Annotated in this window: 11 protein-coding genes, 2 pseudogenes and 1 other annotated feature; of the genes and pseudogenes, 3 read left to right on the top strand and 10 right to left on the bottom strand. The window is 64.9% G+C overall.

Annotated elements, in window-relative coordinates; genetic code table 11:
* The first annotated feature begins 183 nt into the window (after nucleotides 1–183).
* Nucleotides 184–1077: a Kiwa anti-phage protein KwaB-like domain-containing protein gene (locus V9G04_16805; protein MEI2714898.1), complete on the top strand. Its 894-nt coding sequence runs from the start codon at nucleotides 184–186 to the stop codon at nucleotides 1075–1077.
* A 48-nt stretch (nucleotides 1078–1125) separates the two neighbouring features.
* Here V9G04_16805 and V9G04_16810 read toward each other — a convergent pair whose 3' ends face one another.
* The 9 genes and pseudogenes from V9G04_16810 to V9G04_16850 form a co-directional block, all read right to left on the bottom strand.
* A complete protein-coding gene (locus V9G04_16810; protein ID MEI2714899.1) occupies nucleotides 1126–2094 on the bottom strand; it encodes a DUF3387 domain-containing protein in 969 nt (322 codons plus the stop codon).
* Entirely contained in the window at nucleotides 2048–3601 is a 1554-nt protein-coding gene (locus V9G04_16815) for an HsdR family type I site-specific deoxyribonuclease (GenBank protein MEI2714900.1), read from the bottom strand. The genes V9G04_16810 and V9G04_16815 overlap by 47 nt, the downstream gene beginning before the upstream one ends.
* Nucleotides 3541–4119 carry a type I restriction endonuclease gene (locus tag V9G04_16820; GenBank protein MEI2714901.1) on the bottom strand — a complete coding sequence of 193 codons (579 nt, stop codon included), beginning with the start codon at nucleotides 4117–4119 and terminating at the stop codon, nucleotides 3541–3543. The genes V9G04_16815 and V9G04_16820 overlap by 61 nt, the downstream gene beginning before the upstream one ends.
* A gap of 118 nt (nucleotides 4120–4237) precedes the next feature.
* Nucleotides 4238–5929 carry a DUF262 domain-containing protein gene (locus V9G04_16825; GenBank protein ID MEI2714902.1) on the bottom strand — a complete coding sequence of 564 codons (1692 nt, stop codon included), beginning with the start codon at nucleotides 5927–5929 and terminating at the stop codon, nucleotides 4238–4240.
* A gap of 8 nt (nucleotides 5930–5937) precedes the next feature.
* Nucleotides 5938–7122: a restriction endonuclease subunit S gene (locus tag V9G04_16830; protein ID MEI2714903.1), complete on the bottom strand. Its 1185-nt coding sequence runs from the start codon at nucleotides 7120–7122 to the stop codon at nucleotides 5938–5940.
* Nucleotides 7119–7850: an N-6 DNA methylase gene (locus tag V9G04_16835; protein MEI2714904.1), complete on the bottom strand. Its 732-nt coding sequence runs from the start codon at nucleotides 7848–7850 to the stop codon at nucleotides 7119–7121. The genes V9G04_16830 and V9G04_16835 overlap by 4 nt, the downstream gene beginning before the upstream one ends.
* A 4-nt stretch (nucleotides 7851–7854) precedes the next feature.
* Nucleotides 7855–7968: pseudogene (locus V9G04_16840) on the bottom strand (N-6 DNA methylase).
* 67 nt (nucleotides 7969–8035) lie between these two features.
* Nucleotides 8036–9139, bottom strand: a pseudogene (locus V9G04_16845) (class I SAM-dependent DNA methyltransferase).
* 83 nt (nucleotides 9140–9222) lie between these two features.
* Entirely contained in the window at nucleotides 9223–10500 is a 1278-nt protein-coding gene (locus V9G04_16850; GenBank protein MEI2714905.1) for a tyrosine-type recombinase/integrase, read from the bottom strand.
* A 570-nt stretch (nucleotides 10501–11070) separates the two neighbouring features.
* On the opposite strand from V9G04_16850, the gene istA reads away from it, so the two are divergent.
* Both istA and V9G04_16860 read left to right on the top strand, forming a co-directional pair.
* The gene (gene istA / locus V9G04_16855) at nucleotides 11071–12297 is read left to right on the top strand and encodes an IS21 family transposase (protein MEI2714906.1); all 1227 of its coding nucleotides are present in this window, start codon (nucleotides 11071–11073) and stop codon (nucleotides 12295–12297) included.
* Complete coding sequence (locus V9G04_16860) at nucleotides 12297–13112, top strand: ATP-binding protein (protein ID MEI2714907.1); 816 nt, start codon at nucleotides 12297–12299, stop codon at nucleotides 13110–13112. The genes istA and V9G04_16860 overlap by 1 nt, the downstream gene beginning before the upstream one ends.
* A gap of 36 nt (nucleotides 13113–13148) precedes the next feature.
* Here V9G04_16860 and V9G04_16865 read toward each other — a convergent pair.
* Nucleotides 13149–14389 (bottom strand): IS3 family transposase gene (locus V9G04_16865; protein ID MEI2714908.1). Its coding sequence is split into 2 segments (ribosomal slippage): nucleotides 13149–14107 and nucleotides 14107–14389, totalling 1242 coding nucleotides; the frame shifts between segments, so codons are not numbered across the junction.
* Nucleotides 13980–14108: a sequence feature (AL1L pseudoknot), on the bottom strand. (Overlaps the previous gene by 129 nt.)
* Nucleotides 14390–14736 lie beyond the last annotated feature (347 nt).

Here is a 14736-nt window from a genome sequence, read left to right on the forward strand (position 1 = left end):
CACTGCTGTTTCTTCTCGGCTGGAAGATCGTTCAGGTATCCACGGACAGTGGTGCGTCCGTCTTCCTAATCACCCGCAAGGCGCATTTCAGCGGCGATAGGGTACGAACGTCGAAGCTCGGCGGCGACGTCCGAGTCGAGCAGAAGCAGCCCAGGGCGACAGACTCGCCACGATAGGAGGTCCATGTCCGCCGACACGGTGACGCTCGTTGGAACTGGTCAACTAGTAGTCGCGTGGTCAACCGGTGCCGCATACGCAGGAGCCCACCTCGCGGTCGGCGGCGATCTCGCCGACCGCCTGCTCGAGTTCGCACAACAGGCATCCGGCGACCTATCGAACGGTCACCCCTACGCGCCTGACGTGGACATGGAGGACAGCACTCACCTCGTCGCGGATCGGACGGATCTCCAGGACACGCTCCTTCTCAACACCCTCGAGCGCGGCGCTGACCTCCCTTTGGCGACCGAGACGGACGTCGCTGAACGCTCGCTCACTTGCTACGCACTCGTCGTGGGTGCCGGTGAATCGAAGGTCACTTTCATCCGCAAGCGGTCCCCCGTTGCGCTTGGCTCGAAGGCCCTTGTCGGTCGGTTCTTGAGTGGTGAGGTCACCAAGGTGACAGAACCACTCTTCGCGTTCGACAAGGTGTATGACTTGATCGTCACCGATGACAGGGTTCTCATCCTCAACAAGAGTGGCTTCGACTCACTCTTCCGTCACTCGGCCGTGGTTCTTGCCAAGACTCCAGAGTGGGTAACCGATTTGGCGGCGCATCTGCCCCTTGCGCCGGGCAGCGAGATCGCCCTCAACGAAGCGCTACAACGTAACCAGTTTCATCGGAACAAACTCCAGGCCATCCTCAAGCGACCTCATATCCAGAAGCTCACGCCTGCCGACGTGGAGGCCGGAATGAAGCGGCACGGGCTGGACCCGCAAGTCCTCATGTCTGGGGGTCAACTTGTGCTCGACACGCCGGAGAACACTAAGCAGATCCTAAATCTCCTCAACGAAGACCTGTTCCAAGGGGATTTCTCAGGAGATGAGTTTGCGGCAGGAAGCAAACGTCGCGTCAAGTAGCTGCCCTGGCACGGAGATCTCCTGATGCGCTGAGAATGACCACGCAAATCAGACGGCAGCGTCAGGAGTTTCAGCAATCGCGAACAACTCGGCCTGCTCCAGCACCAACTCGATCGCCTTCTCCTCCAGGTCGGGTGGGTAGCCGTTGATGACGAGGAGGCGGCGGACTTTGGAGCGGAGCCCGGCCTTGACGGACTCCTTGTAGTTCCAGTCGATGGTCACGGAGTGGCGGACGGACCACACGAGGTCGACCGAGATCGTCTTGAGCTTCTCGTCGCCGAGTTCGAGCACGGCGGAGTCGTTCTGGACGATCGCGTCGTAGAAGGCCGCCTCGGCTTCGGACAGGCCCAGTTGCTCGTGCCGGTTTGCCTGATCGCGCATCTCCTTGGCGAGCTCGACGAGCTCGGCGATGATCTCGGCCGTCGTGAGCGACCGGTTGGTGTACTTGTTGATCGCCTCTTCGAGCTGCTCGGAGAACCTGCGCGACTGCACCAGGTTCGAACGGGAGATCGTCTTGATCCGGTCACCCAGGATGCGCCGCAGGAGGCCGAGCTGGAGATTCGGCTTGTCTTTGTGCGCGAGCGATTCGAGGAATTCATCGGACAGGATCGAGATCTCGGGGGTGTCGACGCCAGCGAGTTTGTAGATGTCGACGACCTCGTCGGCGGCGACGGCTTCGTTGACGAGTTGGCCGATGGCGGTGTCGACCTCGACGGCTCCGACGCCGCCGCGGCCGGCGTCGGGATTGAGGATCTTGAGGATCGCGGCGCGCACGTCGGCGAAGAGGCGCACGTCGTTGCGGATCGCTGCTGCCTCCTCACGGGCTCCGGCGAGGGCGTAGGCCTTGACGAGGGCGAGCACCTGGTCGAGGTAACGCTTCTGCCGGTCGGGGTCTGCCATCACGAAGTCGAGGACCTTCGCGTGCTCCGCAAGACGCTGACCCGCGGGCAGGTCCGGCGAGGAGTCGAAGTCACAGCCGTGCAGCAGGCCGCGTACGACGTCGTGCTTCTCCAGCATCGCGTCGACGAGTTCCTCGATCGGTACGCCAGCCTGGTCGCGGTCCGAGGGCGAGTATTCGATGAGTGCCTTCTGGAGGTTGGCGAAGACGCCGATGTAGTCGACGACCAGACCACCGGGCTTGTCGCGGAAGGTGCGGTTCACCCGGGCGATGGCCTGCATCAGCCCGGCACCCTGCATGGTCTTGTCGACGTACATGGTGTGCATGGAGGGCGCGTCGAAGCCGGTCAGCCACATGTCGCGCACGATCACCAGCTCGAGCGGCGTCGTTCGGGTCCTTGGCGCGGGCCTTGAGGTCGCGGCGTACGTCCTTGGAGTGGATGTGCGGCTGGAACGCGGCGGGGTCGGCGGCCGATCCGGTCATGACGACCTTGATCTTCCCGGCTGCCGGGTCGTCGGAGTGCCAGTCGGGGCGCAGGGCGACGATCTTCTCGTAGAGACGTACGGCGATGCGCCGCGACATCGTCACGATCATCGCTTTGCCCAGCATCGCCTCGCGGCGCTTCTCCCAGTGGGTGACGATGTCGTTTGCGATCAGGTCGAGGCGGTCCTCGGCGCCGACGACCGCTTCGAGGCGAGCCCATTTCGATTTCGCCTTGCTGGCTTCGTCCTCGTCGACTTCGCTGGTGATCTCCTCGGCCAGCTCGTCCAGGGCGCCCATGTCGGAGTCGGACAGCGCGACCTTGGCCAGGCGGGACTCGTAGTAGATCTTGACGGTGGCGCCGTCCTCGACGGCGCGGGTGAGGTCGTAGACGTCGATGTAGTCGCCGAACACCGAGCGGGTGGACTTGTCGCCGGACTCGATCGGGGTTCCGGTGAAGCCGAGGAACGTCGCGCCTGGGAGGGCGTCGCGCATGTGCTTGGCGAGCCCCGCCTTGAGGGTGCCGTCAGCGGTGAGGGTCTCGGCGAATCCGTACTGCGAGCGGTGCGCCTCGTCGGCCACGACCACGACGTTGCGTCGGTCGGTGAGCACCGGGTTTGTGTCGTCGCCCACGAGCGGTGCGAACTTCTGGAGCGTGGTGAACACGATCCCGCCCGAAGCGCGCTGAAGCAGCGTGCGCAGGTCGGCGCGCGAATCGGCCTGCACCGGCTTCTCGGGCAGGATCTCGGCCGGCGCGAACACCTCGCCGAACAGTTGGTCGTCCAGGTCGTTGCGGTCGGTGAGGAACACCAGCGTCGGGTTGCCCATCCGCGGGTCACGCATCACCTTGGCGGCGTAGAGCAGCATCTCGATGCTCTTGCCCGACCCCTGCGTGTGCCAGACGACGCCGCCGCGCCGGTCGCCGTCGTCACCGGAAGCGACGACCGTGGACTCGACGGCCGCGTTGACCGCCCAGTACTGGTGATACTTCGCGACCCGCTTGACCAGCCCGTGCGGCTCGTCGGAGAAGACCACGAAGTTCTTCACCAGGTCGAGGAACCGGGCCGGCTCGAACACACCCTTGATCAGCACTTCGAGGGCCGGCGCATGTCGGTGACGACGTCGCGGCCGTCGATCGTCTTCCACGGCGCGTAGTGCTCGAACCCGCCCGCGAACGAACTCATCGCGGCAGACGTGCCGTCCGAGATCACCGTAACGGCGTTGGGGGTGAACACGGCGGGGATGTCGGTGCGGTAGGTCTGCACCTGGTTCCAGGCGTTCTTCAGCGTCGCGTGCTCGTTGGCCGGGTTCTTCAACTCCAGCAGGGCCAGCGGGATGCCGTTGACGAACACCAGCACGTCGGGGCGGCGGGTCTTGTTGCCCACGATGGTGAACTGGTTGACGGCCAGCCAGTCGTTGTTGGCGGGGTTGTCGAAGTCGATGAGTCGGACGTACGCCGTGCGCACCTGACCGTCGGCACCGCGATGCTCGACGGGCACGCCGGCGACCAGGAGCTTGTGGACGCGAGCGTTCTCCAGCAGCTCGGACTGCGATTCGGCGCGTTGGAGCCGGGCGATCGGCCTCGTCTGACGAGGTCGGCGTGGTCGGGATTGATCCGGCGTACGGCTGCAGTGAGCCGGTCGAGCAGGTAGACCTGCTCCCACGACGCGCGCTCCGGCGCAATGCCACCCGGTCCGATGTTGGGCCCGAACGCCGTCGAGTACCCGATCTCCCGAAGGTAGTCGAGGGCTGCTTCCTCGATTACGGACTCGTCGAACCCGGTCATGAGGTCGACGTCACGTCGAGGAATTCATTGAGGCGTTCCGCGATGAGTGCTCGCCGCTGCTCCACGAACTTCTCGAACGCCTCTGGCACGGAGTTGTGGTCGTCGAAGACCACGAGCTGCCGGGCGAGTTGGTCCTTGGAGTAGGTGCCAGCGTAGGCGGCCGGAGCCTTGGCGCTGATGTCCTTGTTTGTCTTCGAGCCGATGAAGGCGAGGTTTGCGATGTCGTCGACGTCGCGGCCTTCGATGTCCGGACGAGCCTTCTTCATGAAGGCCTTCGGGAAGACATGATGGAACTCGACCTTGTCTGCCTGACCGGCGAGCTTGGGGCTGATCAACAGGTTGGTCGCCCAGTCCTTCGCCCCGTCCGCGCGGAACGCCAGGAACATCGTCTTGAATACCCCGCTGCGTGAGGTTCTGCCTTCCAGGTCGGCGGCGGTGAAGTCCAGCCGGCCGACCTGCTGGACCAAGCGCTGGTTGAGGGCGGCGATCTTGTCGGCCGACCTCAGAGCCGCGAGGTCCTGGTCCAGAAGGGTTTCGGTGGAGCCTCGCGAGTAGCGACCCTTGGCGTTGGCCAGCAGGAACCATTTCCGGAAGGCCGCTGCTTCGGCGTCGCCGATCTTGTAGTCCATCTGGGCACCCCAGTAGGCCGTGGTGATCATCAGGAACGGGGAGGACAGCAGGGCAGGACTGTCGACGCCGATGTTCTGCTGAGCGAAGTTGACCGCGAAGTCCACGGCACGCTTCGTGCGCTTCCACCCGTCTTCAAGGGTTGGCTGAGTCATTGACGCTACCGTGAGGAAGCGAGACTGACCGGTGATGATCGAGATCAGCGCCTTCAGGTGAACACCCAGGTCGAGGTCAAAGCCGTGCTTGGCGACGTCGGACTGGTAGGCGTTGAACAAGGCGAGGGAGCCGTTCCACTTCGCGGTGATCTGAGCTAGCGCCAGGTCCGAGCTGCGTAGTTTGGTGCCGAGCGAGTTGACGCGGACGAAGATCTCCGTGACCTCCTCGTACGACTTGGAGGGTTCGAGGATGTCGACGCGGTAGGAGTAGTCGGCGATCGACCGCAACTGCTGGAGCCGGCCCGAGTAGCGCTCGTAGTTGGGGTCGTCGAAGCCCGTCACCCCAGCCGATATGAGTAGGTCTGAGTCGGACTTCTTGAACACGTCGGTCACCTTGACCCAATTGGGCAGGGCTGCGACCTGGTTGCTAGCCACCACGAACGCGCGTCGGTTCACGCGGGTGATCAGGTCGGAATCGCTGTCGTCCGAGTCGTCGGCATCCTCGTGGCTGTCATTGTCGTCGGCGACCTCTGTGATGAAGGTGAGTTCGTCGGGGTGGTCGAGATTGAAGAGGATCTCGACCGGGCGCACTCGATTCCTCACCTTCACCGGTTCGCCTCGAAGCACTGCCGAGAGTGAGGTCAGTCGCTGCTGGCCGTCCAACAGAAGGAGCGGAGTCGCTACTCCGTCGCTCTTCGTGCCCACGGCGAACTCGCGGGTCTCGACTTTGCCGGCGGGCTGCCAGGTCAGGATCACCCCGGACGGATACTCGCGATACAACGAGTCGAGCAGGTCCCTGACTTTGGTCGATGTCCAGACGTACTTGCGCTGCATCTCAGGTAGTTGCAGCTCGCCGCGCTCGATCTTGGCGACCAGCTCCCTGACCGGATAATCCGACTTGCCCATGATTCCCCCTAGACCACAGCATCCTGCACGAGATCGGTCGCCTCGGGGACCCGAATGCGGCCGGAAAGGAGTTCGGGCAGAAGCTTGTCGCGGAGGGCTGCCAACCGAAACGACTCTGCTCGCCATTGGTGGATCAGGCGGAGAAGACGCAGCGCAGTCGCCATGGTCTCGTTGTCGAGTGCGCGCGTGTCAGGGACCTCAACGCTGAGCAAGTCCTCGGGCCGAACTCGCTGATGGCTCCCTGACGTCCCGGTCACGCGACGCGGCAGTTCGTCGCGGAAGTACGGGGCACGTACCGCCAGCCAGACCCCGGCGAGTTCGACTTCTGTGCCAGCCGTGAGCACCGCGAACTCGGTCGAACTGAGGGCGGAAAGTCCCGCAACGGGCACTGCCCACCATGTGCGATTGATCCGAGGGTTCAGCCGGGACACCAGGACCGAGGTGTCAGCCACCTGCAGCTTGTTGCTCTTGATGGTTGAAGCGCTGGTGATCTCGGGCCTGGCATCAGTGTCGAATGCCGGGAGACTGAAGTGCGCGACTTGTGCCCCGTCCAGAGCCGTCGGATTCACGGACTGTTTCGCGAGCGAAGCCAGTGATCCGAGGGGCGTGTTGGGCAGCATCTGACTCACGCGATCTGCCAGCGCATCGAGCAGTTCCCCAGCGGTACCAATGCCACGGCGGTTGGACTCGATCTTGTCGTCGAGGGCGCCGAGGGTTGCGGCGATTGCACGCTGCTCTTCGATGGGTGGGACCGGCAGACGAAGGGAAAACAGTCTGTCGGTTTGAAGTCGCCCTGTGCCGTGCCCAGCCTCGTCCACCATGTCGAGGACGTCCTCGGTCCGGGCCTTGATCGAGTACGCAAGGAATAGGGGGTCGAAGGACTGTGATGGCAACAGCGCCTTGAGATCCTGGCTGAGCGCGACCTGTCGTTGAGTGATGCCCATTCGGAACTCGGTCTTGAGGCTCATGCCTCGGACGACCATCAGGATGGTGTCAACTGGGACCAACTTGGTGCCGTTCGCCGCACCGAGCGTGGTGAGGCGACGATCAGAGTCTCGGACTTGGAACATTGTGAGTGACTTCGAGCTCATCCAAGGAATATCACCACCCCAGAATGCTTCGTTGGAGGTTGATGGGGTGCCGCCGGAAACCCATCGCCCAGCCTCGCCGAGGGTGGTGCTGCCCCAGCTCATGAAAGGCCATCCAGTCGTTGCCGGATCTCGTCCTCAAGCTCCCGTCCGCGGTCGAACTCGGCGTACAACTCCGTGGTCAGCCGGGCGATCTTCTCGTCGATGGGCTCGTCGTCGGTCTCGGCTTCGGCGGCTCCGACGTACCGCCCGGGCGTGAGGACGAAGTCGTGCTGCTTGATCTCATCCAGCGTGGCCGCCTTGGCGAAGCCGGGGACGTCGTCGTACCCGCCGTCGTGATTGCGCCAGGAGTGGTAGGTGTCGGCGATCTTGGCGACGTCCTCGTCGTCGAGGACTCGCAGGCGCCGGGTCTCCATGCGCCCGAGTTTGCGGGCGTCGATGAAGAGCACTTCGCCGGTGCGCTGGCGGTGGCCGTTGCCGTGGCGGTCCTTGGAGACGAACCACAGGCTGACCGGGATGCCGGTGTTGAAGAACAGCTTGTCGGGCATCGCCACGATGCAGTCGACGAGGTCGGCCTCGACGAGCCTGCGACGAATGTCGCCCTCGCCGCCCGACTTCGACGACAGCGACCCGTTGGCCAGGACGAAGCCGGCCGTGCCCTTCGGGGACAGGTGATGGACGAAGTGCTGCACCCAGGCGAAGTTCGCGTTGCCGGCCGGTGGAGTGCCGTACGCCCAGCGCGGGTCGTCGGCGAGCTTGGCGTCCCACCAATTCGACGACGTTGAACGGCGGGTTGGCGAGCACGAAGTCGGCCCGCAGGTCCGGGTGGAGATCCTGCGTGAACGAGTCGGCTGAACGTTCGCCGAGGTCGGCCTCGATGCCGCGCAGGGCGAGGTTCATCTTGGCCAGCCGCCAGGTGGTGTCGGTGAACTCCTGGCCGTAGACGGAGATCTTGTTGGTGTTGCCGCCGTGGGCGGTCGACGAACTTCGCGGACTCCACGAACATGCCGCCCGAGCCGCAGGCGGGGTCGTAGACGCGGCCCTCGAAGGGCTCCAGCATCTCCACCAGCGTCTTGACCACCGAGCGCGGCGTGTAGAACGCGCCGGCGTCCTTGCCGGTCTCCTTGCCGGCGAACTGGCCGAGGAAGTATTCGTATACCCGACCGAGGACGTCGTCGGAGCCGTGGTCGTCGGTCTCAGTGAAGCCGATCGAGCCGATCAGGTCGACGAGTTGGCCGAGGCGGCCCTTGTCGAGCCCTTCGCGTCCATAGTTGCGGGGCAGGACGCCGCGGATGACGGGGTTCTCCTTCTCGATCAGGTCCATCGCGGTGTCGATGTCGCGTGCCGATCGTCGGGAGCTTGGCCCGTGGCCTGGATGGTCTCCCAGCGGGCGTCGGCGGGCACCCAGAAGACGTTGTGGGAGGCGTACTCGTCGCGGGCTTCGAGGAAGTCGGCAAGACGGTCGGCGGGAATGCCGTCCTCGGTCGAGCTCGGCCTCGAGGTCTTGGCGGCGCGACTCGAACCGGTCGGAGATGTACTTCAGGAAGACCAGCCCGAGGACGACGTGCTTGTATTCGCTTGGCTCCTGGTTGCCACGCAGCGCGTCGGCCGCGTCCCACAGACGTTGCTCCAGCGACTTCGCAGGTTTGGTTGCCTTTGCCTTTGCCTTGGGTTTGGGAGTGGCCACGTCCATCGATGAGAGGGTCGGCTTCGTCGTCGATGAGGTCACGTGGTCGTTTCCAGAGGGGCTTTCCTCACCCACGGTCCGGCGACGGACAGAGCCGCCTCGGCCGCGGCCGAGAACGATTTCATCGGTCGCGAGAAGCAACGCCTTGGCGGCGTCGTAGCGCCGCTCGCTCTTCCAGCCGATCTCACCGCGGGCTCTCTGGTTGCCTATCGTGGATCCGTCGTCGGGCAGCACGTCCCACAGCGTCGCGGCGTCAAGGGAGACCTTGCTCCGCGAGACCCGGCCGCCCTCGGGAACGAGGTGGCCCGTCAACAGAAGGGTCGACACCGCATCCTCGCCCCACCGCTCCTGCAGAGGACCCAAGTTCTTCAGCTCACCCGGCTCAAGATCCACGAGATCGTTCCACACGTCGTCCGAGATCGGCATGAGACACATCCTTGCCGATCGCCTTGGATGAGTCAGCGGAACGGGCAGGCGCGGGGTCAATCTGACGCAACTCGTGCGGGGTTGAACGCCCCTCAGATCTCCGTCAGGATTCGATGCCAGGCGCTTGACGTTGCAACGGTGTCCCCGAGCTTCTCGGCGAGCAGCCGATCCCGGTCGATCGTTGCGTGCTGGTAGATCGCCATGGCCGCCTGGGAAGCGTGGCCGGCGCGGGCCTGGAGCTCGGCAGCGGTGGCGCCGTGTTGCCCGGCAAGGGTCAGCGCCGAGTGGCGCAGGCCGTGGATGGTGAGGTCGGGGCGGCCGGCTGCCTCGCGGGCGATCTTGTAGCGGTCGAGCAGGTAGCGGGCGCTCATGTGGTCCTTGCGCTCCCCGGGGAAGAGGAGACCCCCGGCGCCGGGGGCGGTGTGGGCGAGCAGGTGGGAGCGGAGCAGCGGCAGGAAGGCCGGCGGCAGGTGGACGACTCGGGTGCCGCTCGCGGTCTTCGGCGGCCCGATTACCCTCCCGCAGTTGGGGCAGGCGCCGTCGGCGGTCGGATCCGCGTCCTTCTCGATCTTGCGGGTGACCGCGATCGACCCGGCCGTCGGATCTATGTCGCTGCGCCGGAGCTCGAAGATCTCGCCCTCGCGCATGCCGGCGAACGCGGCGAGCACGATGAAGAGGCGCAGTCGTTCGGGCATGTTGTCGACGATGGTGGCCATCTCGTCGACGGGCGAGGGCTTCTGTGGGTTCTTCACACGCGCGGTCGACGCCTTCAGGATGCGCACCGGGTTGCGATCGATCAGCTCGTCGTCCTCTGCGGCACCCATCACGGAGCGCAGGAAGCGGTAGGCAGCGGCGTTGGCGGCAGGCGTCGTCTTCGGCAGCGCGGCATGCCAGGTGCGGACGGACTCGCGGGTGATCTGCTTCAACGACACATCACCGAAGGCGGGCAGCAGAACGCGGTCGAGCAGGCCTCGGTATTCGCGGATGGTTTTGGGTCGCAGGTCGCGCGAGGTGAGGTAGCGCTCGGCGTACACGGCAAACGTGTTGGCCGCGTCGACCCTGGCCTGCTCCTGCGCGACCTCCAACCGCCTGTGGGCCGTGACGTAGGACGACGGGTCCTCCATCAGCCCTCGTTCGGCCTTGACCCACTCATCGGCGTCGATCTTCGCGCGGAACGTCGAGGGCGCCTTGACGATCGAGCCGTTCGGCGCAGTGACCCTGGCCTGCCAGCGGCCGTCGCAGCGACACCGGGTCGCCTTCGGGCAGGGCTTGGTGTGCGCTCCGCGACCCCCGCACGAGCACTTCTGGAACTGGCTACAGGCCTTCGTGTGGATCTTGCGCACACTGCCTGCGGCGGCCCTGCGAGCCATCAGAACCCCCTCCGATCGATCTGGCATACGGCCCGAAGTATGCCAGATGTATGCCAGATTGACGGGCACTCATGTCCACCCCTGACCGTAAAAGCGCAGGTCAGCGGGTTGCATGCTGAGCGTGAAACCGCCCGTCACCCCGCTTTGCAAGCAGGGGGTTAGGGGTTCGAGTCCCCTAGGCTCCACCAATTTTTGCTCTTCTTACGTGCACCCGTTCGGACAGTCGTTCGATGAGGCGCACTTTCCGCGCTGACCGGCGTACTTCTTCGGACGATCGTTCGACCCCGCCCGGGTCGAGACAGTTGGTCGCATGCGAGACAGCGTTGGCGGTGCTGCGTGTCAGCGACTTTTCCAGCCTCCGCAGTCGACGAGGTTGGCAGATTCACAGGCCAAGCTGGTTTGGTGCCTGTATGAACCTGAGTCAAGGCAAAGACAGAGAGTTCGGGTGACAGCCTGCGCGGCCAGTGGGCTGGGCGTAATTGACGTCCAGCGCCGACATAGTGTCGGCGACGCTTGAAATCGAGGCCATAGCGACGGTCGAAAACGAGGCCACCCAGACAGATTGGATGGGTGATCTCTGTGGAGGATTGGGCTCTGATCCGGCGGCTGGTTGCGGACGGTGTTCCGCAGCGTCAGGTCGCACGGGAGTTGGGCATCGGACGGTCGACGGTCGCGCGTGCGGTGGCTTCGGACGGGCCGCCGAAGTACGAGCGGCCGGCGGTGGCGACCTCGTTCACACCGTTCGAGCCGGCGGTGCGGCAGCTGCTGGTCAAGACGCCGGACATGCCGGCGACGGTGATCGCCGAGCGGGTCGGTTGGACCGGGTCGATCAGCTGGTTCCGCGACCACGTCCGCGGGCTGCGGCCTGAGCATCGACCGGTCGATCCCTCGGATCGGTTGATCTGGCTGCCCGGGGACGCGGCGCAGTGCGACTTGTGGTTCCCGCCGAAGAAGATCCCACTCGAGGACGGCAGCCGGAGGCTGCTGCCGGTTCTGGTGATCACTGCCGCGCACTCCAGGTTCATGGTCGGACGGATGATCCCGACCCGGACCACCGCCGATCTGCTGCTTGGGATGTGGATGCTTCTGCAACTGTTGGGACGGGTGCCGCGCCGGTTGATCTGGGACAACGAGACCGGCATCGGCCGCGGTAAGCGCCATGCCGAAGGTGTGGGTGCGTTCACCGGCACCCTGGCCACCACGCTGCAGCGGTTGAAGCCCTACGACCCCGAGTCCAAGGGTGTGGTGGAACGCAGGAACGGCTACTACGAGACCTCGTTCATGCCCGGCCGCGAGTTCGCTTCCCCGGCCGATTTCAACACCCAGTTCAGCGACTGGCTGGACATCGCGAACGGCCGCGTGGTGCGCACGATCAAGTCCCGGCCGGTCGACCTGCTCGATGCCGACAAGGCGGCGATGCTCCCGCTGCCACCCGTGCCACCGGCGGTGGGCTGGGTCAACCGGGTCCGGTTGGGACGCGACTACTACGTCCACGTGGACAGCAACGACTACTCGGTCGACCCCGCGGTGATCGGCCGGTTCGTTGACGTCCACGCCGACCTGACCACCGTCGAGGTCCGCCACGAAGGGCGCCTGGTCGCCACCCACGATCGGGTCTGGGCCCGCGGCATCACGATCACCGACCCCGCCCACGTCGCCGCCGCGAAGGTGCTGCGAGAGCAGTTCCAACGACCCCGCACCCCGGCCACCGTCGACGACGACCTGGCTCGCGACCTGACCGACTACGACCGCGCCTTCGGCCTCATCGACGGCGCACTGAACGAGGTGGTGGCGTGATGGCGACCAAGGCGAAGACCGACACGAACGACACCCTCAAACAGTTGACCTACCTGGCATCGGTGTTGAAGGCACCACGGATCACCGAATCGGCTGGCCGTCTGGCAGACCACGCGCGAGATTCCGGCTGGACACACGAGGAGTACCTTGCCGCGGTGCTGGACCGCGAGGTCGCCGCCAGGAACGCATCCGGTGCCCAGCTGCGGATCCGCGCCGCCGGCTTCGGGTCGAGGAAGACGATCGAGGAGTTCGACTTCGACGCCCAACCCGCGGTCCGCCAGCAGATCGCGTCATTGGCATCGGGCGGGTTCCTCACCGAAGCCCGCAATGTGGTGCTGCTCGGTCCGCCCGGCACCGGCAAGACCCACCTGGCCACCGGACTGGGCATCGCGGCCGCGCATCACGGCCATCGCGTGCTGTTCGCGACCGCGACCGAGTGGGTCACCCGGCTCACCGACGCCCACCGCGCCGGCCGACTCCCACAAGAACTCGCCAGACTGCGCCGCTACGGCCTGATCATCGTCGACGAGGTCGGCTACCTGCCCTTCGAACAAGACGCCGCCAACCTGTTCTTCCAACTCGTCTCCATCGCGCTACGAACACGCTCTCGTCCTGACGTCCCTGACCGATGGCAACTTGGCCGTTGCCGCCGCGATGATCGACAGGGTCGTCCACCACGCCGACGTCCTCACCTTGAAAGGCGCGTCCTACCGGCTACGCAACCGCGGGATCGACACCCTGCCCAGCATCAGAACCCAAGACACGGCAGACTAAGCAACACGAACCGGTGGCCTCGTTTTCGAGCGTCGGATTGAACCGCCCCGGCGAGTCCGGAGGCTGGGTTTGGTGGCTCAGCCGGTTGGCGTGAGCTCGTTTCTTGCAGCGTAGTGCAGTTCCTCGGCCGCCATGGGCGTGAGGTCGGAGAGCGCCTCGTGAGGGCGCTCGTTGTTGAAGAAGTCGACCCAGTTCAGGGTCTCTAGTTCGACGTGTTCGACGCCGCGCCAGGGACCTTCAGGACGTATGAGTTCGGCTTTGTAGAGCCCGATCTGGGACTCGGCGAGGGCGTTGTCATAGGCATCGCCAACCGACCCGACTGAGGGGTCGACCCCCTCGTCGACGAGGCGCTGGGTGAAGGCAAAGCTGACGTATTGAGACCCTGCATCGGTGTGATGGATGAGGCCGGAAAGGTCGGTGACACCGGCCTGCTGGCGGGTCCAGATCGCATGCTCAAGGGTGTCGAGCACCAGGTCGGTCGTCATCCGCGTGGCGGCCCGCCAGCCCACGATCCGACGGCTGAAGACGTCGAAGATGAAGGCGACGTAGACAGTGCCTGACCAGGTCGCGACATATGTGAAGTCGGCGACCCATAGCTGGTTGGGCCTGCTCGCCCAGAACTGCCGATCGACCAGGTCCAGTGGTCGCTCGGCGGCCGGGTCGCCGATGGTGGTCCGGAACTTCTTCAGACGTAGCGCCCCGACCCAGCGTTGTTCACGGTAGAGCCGCTCGACGGTGCATCGAGCGACGTCATGGCCCCGTCCGCGCAGGTGCAGCCACATCTTGCGTGCACCAAACCGCGCGACCAGCTTCTGCCGGTTGCGCTCGGCGACCATGATCTCGACCAGCTCCGCGTCGCGGATCTGCTGCTTGGAAGGCCGGCGTGAGCGAGCCTCGTAGTAGGTGGACGGAGCGATCTTGATCCCGTGCTCACTGAGCACGCGGCAGATCGGCTCGACCCCGAACTCCACCTTGTGGTCCTCGATGTAGTCGATCAGAACCTGTTGGGGCGGTCGAGCTCCGCCGCGAAGAAAGCCGAAGCGCTCTTCAAGATCTCGTTCGCCCGCCGCAGTTCGGCGACCTCTTTCTTCAACGCCTTGATCTCAGCGATCTCCTCGCTGGACTTGCCGACGCGGACACCGCCGTCGATCTCGGCCTGCCGCAGCCACTTACGCAGCGATTCAGTAGAGGTGATGCCCAGCTTCGCCGCGACCGACCTGATCACGGCGGACTCGTGCGGATAGTCCCGCCTGGACTCCATCACCATCCGCACTGCGCGCTCACGCAGCTCGGTCGGGTACCTCGAGGGACGTGCCATGAGAGTGATCCTTCCAACGAATCAGCTCTCCGGACATGCCGGGGCGGTTCACATCGGCCTCACTTTGGAGCGTTGCCGACACATAGACGACGCCCCGCATCAGGGAGTACGTCCTCGACACCTCGATCTTCTATCCACTCGCGTCTACTGAGGGTAAAGCCCCGAACGCGCAGTCGCTGGGTTTGTTGATCAAAGACGAGTGGTACCTCGGCGACTCTTGAGCTTGGTGCCGAAATGGGGCTCATGCGCGCTCAGTGTCGGTGCACCGCTTTATCTTTGAGCGCACTGCTGCAGATACGGCGCAACCGGCACCGCGGGAGAAAGTGACCCAAGATGAACCACTCGAT

The sequence above is a fragment of the Nocardioides sp. genome (genome assembly GCA_037045645.1).
Classification (GTDB): Bacteria; Actinomycetota; Actinomycetes; order Propionibacteriales; family Nocardioidaceae; genus Nocardioides.